Genomic DNA, 9,110 nt, shown 5'->3' with positions numbered 1-9,110 from the left:
TGCTTATTCCTCATATTTGTTCGGGTCATAAAGTCAAAATGCTTAACATGCAAGCATGTACGCATTTTTGACTTTTGACACCCATATCATTATATTAAAAACCAGTGACTACCGGAGGAAATCTTACTTACTCCGGCATCAACAAACCTGCATCAGTTTATACACAGGGAAAAATGACGGAAATCAACAATGTACACTTGGCATAAAAAATCCGGGTCTTCGGAAGTGTTGGAAAAATGTGCAGTTCTTTGGGCGACGAGATGATTGTCGAAACGAGAGAAAGAAGAAATGGCGACTGTCCACGAATAGGCATGAGTAGGAGACATTTCTTCTTTATCGAGTTTCAGAGAATCACGAGGCGAACGAAAACCAGCATTTTTACAGCGCTTTCGAAGACCCGGATTTTTTATGCTGTGAATACACTTCGCTTCCGGCATTTTGACCGTTACATAATCAAGAGGTTGCTCTTGCGGTAAGATTGTCCCCGGATACGTCGAATTCTATGGTTTGGTGCGGATGAACCGCATCTTCCAGTATCAGCTTCGCCGACAGCGTCTCCACATATTTCTGTATATAACGCTTAAGCGGTCTTGCTCCGTAGATTGGATCATAAGCATTGTCAATAACATAGTCCTTTGCCGCAGGAGTCAGACGGATATTGATCTCCCTGTCAGACAGACGTCTGTTAAGATCATCGATAACAAGATCCACGATTCCGCCGATATTGCCCTTGGTCAGGGGCTTGAACATAATAATCTCATCCAGTCTGTTAAGGAACTCCGGTCTGAAGTGGTCCCTTAAGTCCTCCATGGTATCATTCTCAGCTTCCTCACTAATGGTTCCGTCATCTCTTATTCCGTCCAGCAGATACTGCGCTCCTATATTGGAAGTCATGATCAGTATCGTATTCTTGAAATCAACGGTTCTACCCTGTGAATCAGTAATTCTTCCGTCATCAAGAACCTGCAGAAGAATATTGAAAACATCGGGATGAGCCTTCTCTATTTCATCAAAAAGAACCACAGCATAGGGCTTTCTTCTCACAGCCTCTGTAAGCTGCCCGCCCTCCTCATAGCCTACATATCCGGGAGGTGCACCGATGAGCCTTGACACGCTGTATTTTTCCATATACTCACTCATGTCAATTCTGACCATGTTGTTCTCATCGTCAAAAAGCGCCTGAGCAAGACTTTTTGCAAGCTCTGTCTTACCTACACCGGTGGGGCCAAGGAACAGGAATGAGCCAATGGGCTTACTGGGATCCTTGATTCCTGCCTTGGATCTCATGATAGCCTCAGAAACCTTGGTAACCGCATCATCCTGTCCAATGACACGAAGATGCAGCTCATCTGCCAGATGAAGTGTCTTGTTTCTTTCACTCTCAGTCAGCTTATTTACAGGAATTCCGGTCCACCTGCTGATGATTCCCGCAATCTCATCCTCAGAAACTCTCTCATGTACAAGGGTTGTGTCGTTCTCTTTTTCCCTTGCAGCTTCCTCAGCCTCCTCCAGCTGCTTCTTGAGGGCAGGAAGTTTGCCGTACTGAAGCTCTCCGGCCTTCTCATAATCACCGTTTCTCTGGGCGATGGCGATCTCTGAGTTGATGGTATCTATCTGCTCACGCATGGCTGCCAGCTTGTCCACAGCCTCTTTTTCATTGGTCCACTGAGCCTTCTGGGAATCGAATTCCTCCTTGAGCTCAGCCAGTTCCTTCTGCAGATTCTTAAGCCTCTCAATGCTAAGGGAGTCGTCCTCCTTCTTAAGGGCAGCTTCCTCGATCTGCATCTGCATTATCTTGCGGTTCAGCTCATCCAGCTCCGCAGGCATGGAATCCATCTCGGTCTTGATAAGGGCGCAGGCCTCATCCACCAGGTCAATGGCCTTGTCAGGAAGGAACCTGTCGGAAATATATCTGTTAGAAAGAACTGCAGCGCTCACCAGGGCTGAATCCATGATCTTGACGCCGTGGAAAACCTCATATCTCTCCTTAAGTCCTCGAAGAATACTGATGGTGTCCTCAACAGTGGGCTCCTCAACCATTACCGGCTGGAAACGTCTCTCAAGAGCCGCATCCTTTTCGATGTACTGTCTGTACTCATTCAGCGTTGTGGCTCCGATACAATGGAGCTCGCCTCTGGCCAGCATGGGTTTTAACATATTACCGGCGTCCATGGCACCGTCTGTCTTGCCGGCTCCAACAATCAGATGAAGCTCATCGATAAAAAGAATGATCTCTCCGTCTGACTGCTTAACATCCTCAAGAACCGCCTTGAGTCTCTCCTCAAACTCGCCTCTGTATTTAGCTCCGGCCACCAGAGCGCCCATATCAAGGGAAAAGATCTTCTTGTCCTTAAGGGCAGTGGGAACATCGCCCCCTGCTATTCTCTGGGCAAGTGCCTCAACAACAGCTGTTTTACCAACGCCGGGCTCACCGATCAGAACCGGATTATTCTTGGTCTTTCTGGAAAGGATCCTGATGACATTTCTGATCTCGGTATCTCTGCCGATAACCGGATCAAGCTTCTGCTTTCTTGCCTTCTCAACCAGCTCTGTTCCGTACTTGTTCAGGGTGTCATAGGTCGCCTCCGGATTGTCCGTTGTAACGTTCCTGTTGCCTCTAACCTCTGACAAAGCCTGTAGGAATCTGTTCCTGTCGATGCCAAAGCTCTGGATGATGTCCTTGACCTCTCTGTTGGGCTTCTTAAGTACAGCCATAAACAGATGCTCTACAGATACATACTCATCACCGAGAGCCTTAGCCTCATCCTCTGCAGAAAGAAGCGCCTTGTTAAGGTCAGAACCCACAAAGGGGTGACCGCCCTGAACCTTGGGTCTCTTCTTGATGCCCTGCTCTATCCTGTCCAAAAATGCCCTTGTATCAACGCCCATTTTCTCCACAAGCTTGGCAATAAGGCTATCCTCAATGGTCATAAGAGCATATAGCAGATGCTCCTGCTCAATCTCCTGATTGCCATACTCTATGGCAACCTTCTCGCAGCCATTTACCGCCTCTATAGACTTCTGGGTAAACTTCTGTATATTCATAAGCTCCTCCTCTCTATCCGAAAGCGCATTTCTCCACTTGTTATTCTTGTTCTATTACAACTATAACACATCTTTTTTCGCTGTCAAGCCTTATTCATATTTTCGTCCTGCGCCCCGCAATACTGCTCCTCCCTGACAGAATGATAGAAATGTTCGCCCCTCCCTCGCTTAGATTACATGGCCCGCTCAGAAGGCCACATCTAATCTACGGCTCTAAACTCCGCCCGGAGTATGTGCAGTGGTCCCCCAAAGAATTTGGCCTTGTGGGGTGCTTGGCGAAGTTCATCTGCCTTCTTGGCCTGGGCGTGGCTGTTCCTCCCCGGCAGAAGGATAGAAATGTGAGCCTCTATTGGAGCGTATAGATTCATGAGTTCGGTCAAAAGGCCCCGAAGAATTTGTTCACGGCTCAAAACTCCGCCCGGAATATATCTCTATGGTCTCCCTGTTTAAATTGGCCGGATGCTTCTTCCCTGTGCACCTGCTCCCTGGGACTTGGCGGGGCTGGCCATTTCCGGCAGAAGGATAGAAATGTGAGCCTGGGAGGGAGCATATAGATTCATGAGTCCGGTCAGAAGCCCCAAAGGATCTATGGCTCAAAACTCCGCTCTGATCACACTGCTATGGTGTTCCCCTAATTGACCGGTTGGGTGTTGTTTGTTGGGCTGCATCTGCTTCCCTTGCCTTGGTGGGGCTGTCCCTCCCCGGCAGAATAATAGAAATGTGAGCCTGGGATGGAGCGTATAGATTCATGAGTTCTCTCAAAAGGTCCCGAAGAATCTGTTCACGGCTCATTGTCTGACGCCCGGCCGTTGTTATCAGGAAGACCATAACAGTATATTCCGGGCGGAGTTTTGAGTCGTAGATTATTCGGGGCCTTTTGGGAGAACCATGCAATCTAAGCGAAGGAGGGGTGAACATTTCTATTATTCTGCCGGGGAGGGACAGCCCCATCAAAGCAAGGGAAGCAGATGCTCTCCAACAAGCACCCCAGCCGGCCACCATAATCCGGGAAACCATAGCAGTACAATCCGGGCGGAGTTTTGAGCCGTAGATTAGACGTGACCTTCTGAGCGGGCCATGTAATCTAAGCGAAGGAGGGGCGAACATTTCTATCCTTCTGCCGGGAACGGCCAGCACCGCCAAGTCTCAGGGAGCAGGGGCACTCTCAACAAAAGGCTGGTCCGTTAAGACCAGCCTTTTGGCTTATTTCAATCAGTATTCAATGCCTCGTCTGGCCTGAATCCCCTGATCATAAGGGTGCTTCTCCTTGTGCATTTCCGTAATGTAGTCTGCCTTCTTGGCAAAAAGATCGGGAGCATTTCTTCCGGTAAGAACAAGCTCAAGGTAAGGTGGCTTGGAGTTTATTAGCTTAGCAATACGATCAGTATCGATAATGCCATAGTTAACGGGATAGGTCACCTCATCCATAACAAGAAGATCACAGTCGCCGCCGTAAACATAACCTTCAATCTCATCCAAAAGGCCGTTGTGAAGCTCAGTAAAAGCAGCAACGGAATCCGGATCATCTTTTTTAAACCAGCCAAGATTCTTACTGCTACGAACCACCCTGATATTCGGAATACTCTTAAGGATGCCAAGCTCTGAGGTATCTCTACCCTTCATAAACTGGGCGAACACAACCTTTTTGCCTGCTCCGGCAGCTCTTACGGACAATCCGATAGCTGCTGTAGTCTTGCCCTTGCCCTCTCCTGTGTACAAATGGATAAGACCGGGGTGTCTCTCCACTACAGAAGTCATATTCTGAGAATCTCCTAAACCTGAATCACTCCCGGCATCATCACCGGACTTATCTTCTTTATAGGAGCTGCTGCCACCGATATACTCCGCTTTCCTTAGCTGGCAATTTGCCGCGCTGCAATATGCGCATTTATCATGCTTTTCTATCTTCTCATCAAACAAAGGCGCAATAAAAAGGACGCTCTTTTTGGGCATCAGAACAAAGGCCTCATTATAGGTCACAACCTTCTGCCCTAACAGTGCCATAAGCCTAGGGGTCTCCGACAAAGGCAGCTCTTCCACTCCTGTGAAAATATATCCTCCGGCATATTTGCCTGTAAGTTCCTGCAATTTCTCATCTATCCTGTCGTAGGCCTGAGACATAATCTCAAGTCCAAGACAGTCCACCATATAGGCTCTGTTGATATCACCTTTTTGGATGTAACTGTCCTGCAGCTCGTCAAAGGCATTACCCAAAGTCATGACAACTACAGCGTTCCCGCCCTCCAATACATAGTGAAACTCCGCATGCACTCTGGGTGAAAGCTGTCTGTAGAGCCTTATTATTTCTTTTTTATCCGTGTCATTAAAATGATATCGCCTGACAAATTCCCTTAGGCAGGCTTCATCAAGCGATACTTTCAAAGGTATAAAATTCATTATTCCTCACTGTCTGAATCAGAACTGTCAACTACTTCAATATCTGTGGACTCCACTGTTTCCTCAACCACCTCGGCGTCCGTCACCAGAGCTTCCTCATCCTTCTCCTTGTTCTTCTGGGCTATCATGACCATAATATAGGTCAAAAGATTGGTCACACCGTCGATAATAAGAAATGCTCCGATAAGTGTTATCGCAATTTCCTTGGCTGAAGTTGGATTAAAGAGAAGGAAAGCTCCAAGTCCCACCGTAAGAACAGCTATCAGGAGCGATGTCCACCACTTGCTGAATTTGGCCTTGATAAGGGAAAAAGTCTGTCCCAGATTGCCAAGTCCGCTGACAATGATAAACACTCCGAACAGCTTGGGGATAAGATCCGTGAACTGGCCCGGATTAACAAATATCCAGGCGCCTATAACAGCCACAAGTATTCCCACAACAAATTCGCCGGAGGAGACAAAACTCTTCTCCTTTCGCACAAAATATGCGATAACAAAAACCACTCCGATAAGAAGCAGCAAAACTGCCAATGCCTTAGTTACAAAATTTACACTGGCTCCCGGCCATACCGCCAGTACAAGTCCTATGGCAATCGTAATAAGAGCCTGAACTATATTGTGAAGTTTGTACTTTTTTGCCTTTTCCATGATTGCTTATGCCCCCGGTATATTATTTATTCAGCGTCTCCTGCCGCCTCTGCAAGAAGCTCATCCATGAAATCATATATCTCCTGTCTGCCTTCCTTGCTAAGGGCCGAATAGGGGAAGATTCTCACATCATCGGGAAGTCCCAGACCGCTTCTTAGCATATTGAGGTGCTTTTCGTGCTGGGATTTCTTGATCTTATCTGCCTTGGTGGCAATTATCACAGGCTGGAAGCCCTGATGAACAACCCACTGATACATCTGAACGTCATTGGCGGAGGGCTCGTGCCTTATATCGATCAAAAGAAATACTCTCATGAGCTGCTTGGAGGTATGAAGATAATTCTCTATCATCCTGCCCCACTGCTCCTTGGTCTTCTGGGAAACCCTCGCAAAACCGTAGCCCGGAAGATCCACAAGGTAGAACTCATTGTTGATATTGTAATAGTTGATGGTCTGGGTCTTCCCCGGTTCCTGGGAGGTTCTTGCATAGTTCTTGCGGTTCATAAGACCGTTTATAAGAGAACTCTTTCCCACATTACTCTTGCCGGCAAAAGCAAACTCAGGGTGCTCATTCTCGGGAAGAGTGCTGGTGATACCGCATACGGTCTCCAGATTTACATTCTTTATAACCATAAATAACTCCTTATTGCCCTGTCGTGATCTCGTGGTGTTTAAAAAACGCTGCCACAAAGGGCTTTTGTGGCAGCGTCCATATACAATTTACTTCGCGGGCTTAAGCCTCTTGGAATCCTTGTGCACGATGAGCGGCTGACTGGTTCCGTCTACGGATGCATCTGTAATGACGCACTCTGTGATGGTATCATCCGAAGGAATCTCGTACATAACATCCATCATGGACTTCTCCATGATAGAACGAAGTCCTCTGGCACCGGTCTCTCTCTCGTAAGCCATCTCGGCAATTCTCTTAACTGCCTCATCCTCAAAGGTAAGCTTAACATCGTCGAAATCAAATAGCTTCTGATACTGCTTAACCAGCGCATTTCTGGGTTCTGTAAGAATCCTTACAAGAGCCTCCTTGGACAGTCCTTCCAGGGTTACAGTGATAGGCACACGGCCTACAAACTCGGGGATAAGTCCGAACTTAACGAGGTCCTGAGGTGTAACCTCCTTGAGAACCTCACCGATCTCACGCTCTGTCTTGTCTGCTATCTCAGCATTGAATCCGATGGAATTGCGGTCAAGTCTTGCCTCAACAATCTTGTCCAGTCCGTCAAAAGCTCCTCCGCAGATAAAGAGGATGTTGCTGGTATCGATCTGTATAAGTTCCTGATGAGGATGCTTTCTGCCGCCCTGAGGTGGAACAGAAGCAACGGTACCTTCCACGATCTTAAGAAGTGCCTGCTGAACACCTTCACCGGATACGTCTCTTGTTATTGAAACGTTCTCACTCTTCTTGGTGATCTTGTCTATCTCGTCGATGTATACGATTCCGTACTGAGCTCTCTCAATATCGTAATCTGCATTCTGAATGAGCTTGAGCAGAATATTCTCAACGTCCTCACCTACATAACCTGCCTCGGTAAGTGTGGTGGCATCTGCAATTGCAAAAGGAACATTGATGATCTTGGCCAGGGTCTGGGCAAGATAGGTCTTACCTGAACCTGTAGGTCCGATCATGATAATATTGCTCTTCTGAAGCTCAACCTCGTTCTTGTCATCAGTCTTGGGAGCAAGAACACGCTTGTAATGATTGTAAACGGATACGGCGAGGACCTTCTTGGCCTCCTCCTGTCCGATTACATATTCGTCAAGGAAATTCCTGATCTCAACGGGCTTGAGCAGATTGATCTGCTGGGCCTTGCCGGATACAGGCTCATCCTCAAATTCTTCCTCAATGATATCGGCACAGATATCAACGCACTCATCGCAGATATAAACACCTGCGGGTCCTGCTATAAGTTTTTTTACCTGATCCTGTGTCTTATTACAAAAAGAGCACCTGATCTCTCCTGAATTCTTTCCTGCCATCATATCTCCTTTGGCTTAATTATTTATTGTCCTTCTCGCTGGGACGATTCTCGATGATGGAATCAATAAGACCATAATCAAGAGCTTCCTGGGCGCTCATCCAGTTATCACGCTCGGTGTCTGCTGCGATCTGCTCATAGGGCTTGCCTGTGTTCTCTGCCAGCATTCTGTTGAGCTTCTCCTTGGTGCGGAGGATGTGCTTGGCAGCAATCTCAATCTCTGTAGCCTGGCCCTGAGTTCCGCCAAGAGGCTGGTGGATCATAACCTCTGCATTGGGAAGAGCCATACGCTTACCCTTAGCACCGCCTGCAAGAAGGAATGCTCCCATGCTGGCTGCCATGCCGATACAGATTGTGCTGACATCGCACTTGATGTAATGCATTGTGTCATATATTGCCATTCCGGATGTGATCTCTCCTCCGGGGCTGTTGATGTACATATGAATATCCTTGTTGGGATCTTCTGCTTCAAGGAAAAGCAACTGAGCAACCACGATACTTGCGGAAGTTGCGTTAACCTCCTCACCCAAAAATACAATTCTCTCTTTTAAAAGTCTGGAGTAGATGTCATAGGATCTCTCTCCACGGCTGGTCTGTTCAATGACGTATGGAATTAAGCTCATTTTTTACTCCTCTCGAAAAAAATAGTGCGGTGGTATATAGTCTTTACTCTCGAAAAACTATATACAACCACACTATATTATACGGCTAGTTTGACTTTTTGCCAACTGCCAATAGTGATTGATCGTCCAAAAAAGCCTCAATCTCGTCAGAAGTCCCAAGACTTCTGCAGGGCTTTCTTCCATCTCGAAAATACGAAATCTGCATTTTGAAGTCTTCCTTCTGAAGTCTTCCCTATCGAAAACACTTTCGATTATTTCGTTTCGGTTCATGGATCCGTTGTGCTCCAATCCTTATAGTCCGCCATATTTTCTTATCCGGATGATAAAAAATACTTTTGGAGATCTGTTTTACTCTTACAATCCTGTATGACCTGGGACGTGGATCATCAGATCGTTTTTTCAAGCAGCTCC

General features: G+C 47.1%; 6 protein-coding genes. All 6 read right to left on the bottom strand.

Annotation, left to right across the window (positions count from 1 at the left end; translation table 11 throughout):
- Positions 1-453: 453 nt before the first annotated feature.
- Positions 454-3,045: an ATP-dependent chaperone ClpB gene (gene clpB / locus G588_RS0113080; RefSeq protein WP_022779190.1), complete on the bottom strand. Its 2,592-nt coding sequence runs from the start codon at positions 3,043-3,045 to the stop codon at positions 454-456.
- A gap of 1,212 nt (positions 3,046-4,257) precedes the next feature.
- Positions 4,258-5,442 (bottom strand): cob(I)yrinic acid a,c-diamide adenosyltransferase, encoded by a 1,185-nt coding sequence (locus G588_RS23105; RefSeq protein WP_022779187.1) that lies wholly within the window; start codon positions 5,440-5,442, stop codon positions 4,258-4,260.
- On the bottom strand, positions 5,442-6,089 hold the full coding sequence (locus G588_RS20250) for an HdeD family acid-resistance protein (protein ID WP_022779186.1): 648 nt from the start codon (positions 6,087-6,089) through the stop codon (positions 5,442-5,444). Before G588_RS20250 ends, G588_RS23105 begins: the two co-directional genes overlap by 1 nt.
- A 26-nt stretch (positions 6,090-6,115) precedes the next feature.
- On the bottom strand, positions 6,116-6,721 hold the full coding sequence (yihA, locus tag G588_RS0113055) for a ribosome biogenesis GTP-binding protein YihA/YsxC (RefSeq protein WP_022779185.1): 606 nt from the start codon (positions 6,719-6,721) through the stop codon (positions 6,116-6,118).
- 87 nt (positions 6,722-6,808) lie between these two features.
- Positions 6,809-8,077 carry an ATP-dependent Clp protease ATP-binding subunit ClpX gene (clpX, locus tag G588_RS0113050; RefSeq protein WP_022779184.1) on the bottom strand — a complete coding sequence of 423 codons (1,269 nt, stop codon included), beginning with the start codon at positions 8,075-8,077 and terminating at the stop codon, positions 6,809-6,811.
- Positions 8,078-8,096: 19 nt separating this feature from the next.
- Entirely contained in the window at positions 8,097-8,699 is a 603-nt protein-coding gene (gene clpP, locus G588_RS0113045) for an ATP-dependent Clp endopeptidase proteolytic subunit ClpP (protein ID WP_022779183.1), read from the bottom strand.
- Positions 8,700-9,110: the final 411 nt, after the last annotated feature.

It is taken from the genome of Butyrivibrio sp. AE3009 (genome assembly GCF_000420845.1).
Taxonomy (GTDB): domain Bacteria; phylum Bacillota; class Clostridia; order Lachnospirales; family Lachnospiraceae; genus Butyrivibrio.
This window is presented reverse-complemented; position numbering and strand designations above follow the sequence as displayed.

What these genes read in the sequence shown, in the direction of transcription:
- clpX (WP_022779184.1), bottom strand. Translation starts at nt 8,077, where the DNA reads ATGGCAGGAAAGAATTCAGGAGAGATCAGGTGCTCTTTTTGTAATAAG.
- clpB (WP_022779190.1), bottom strand. Translation starts at nt 3,045, where the DNA reads ATGAATATACAGAAGTTTACCCAGAAGTCTATAGAGGCGGTAAATGGC.
- G588_RS20250 (WP_022779186.1), bottom strand. Translation starts at nt 6,089, where the DNA reads ATGGAAAAGGCAAAAAAGTACAAACTTCACAATATAGTTCAGGCTCTT.
- clpP (WP_022779183.1), bottom strand. Translation starts at nt 8,699, where the DNA reads ATGAGCTTAATTCCATACGTCATTGAACAGACCAGCCGTGGAGAGAGA.
- G588_RS23105 (WP_022779187.1), bottom strand. Translation starts at nt 5,442, where the DNA reads ATGAATTTTATACCTTTGAAAGTATCGCTTGATGAAGCCTGCCTAAGG.
- yihA (WP_022779185.1), bottom strand. Translation starts at nt 6,721, where the DNA reads ATGGTTATAAAGAATGTAAATCTGGAGACCGTATGCGGTATCACCAGC.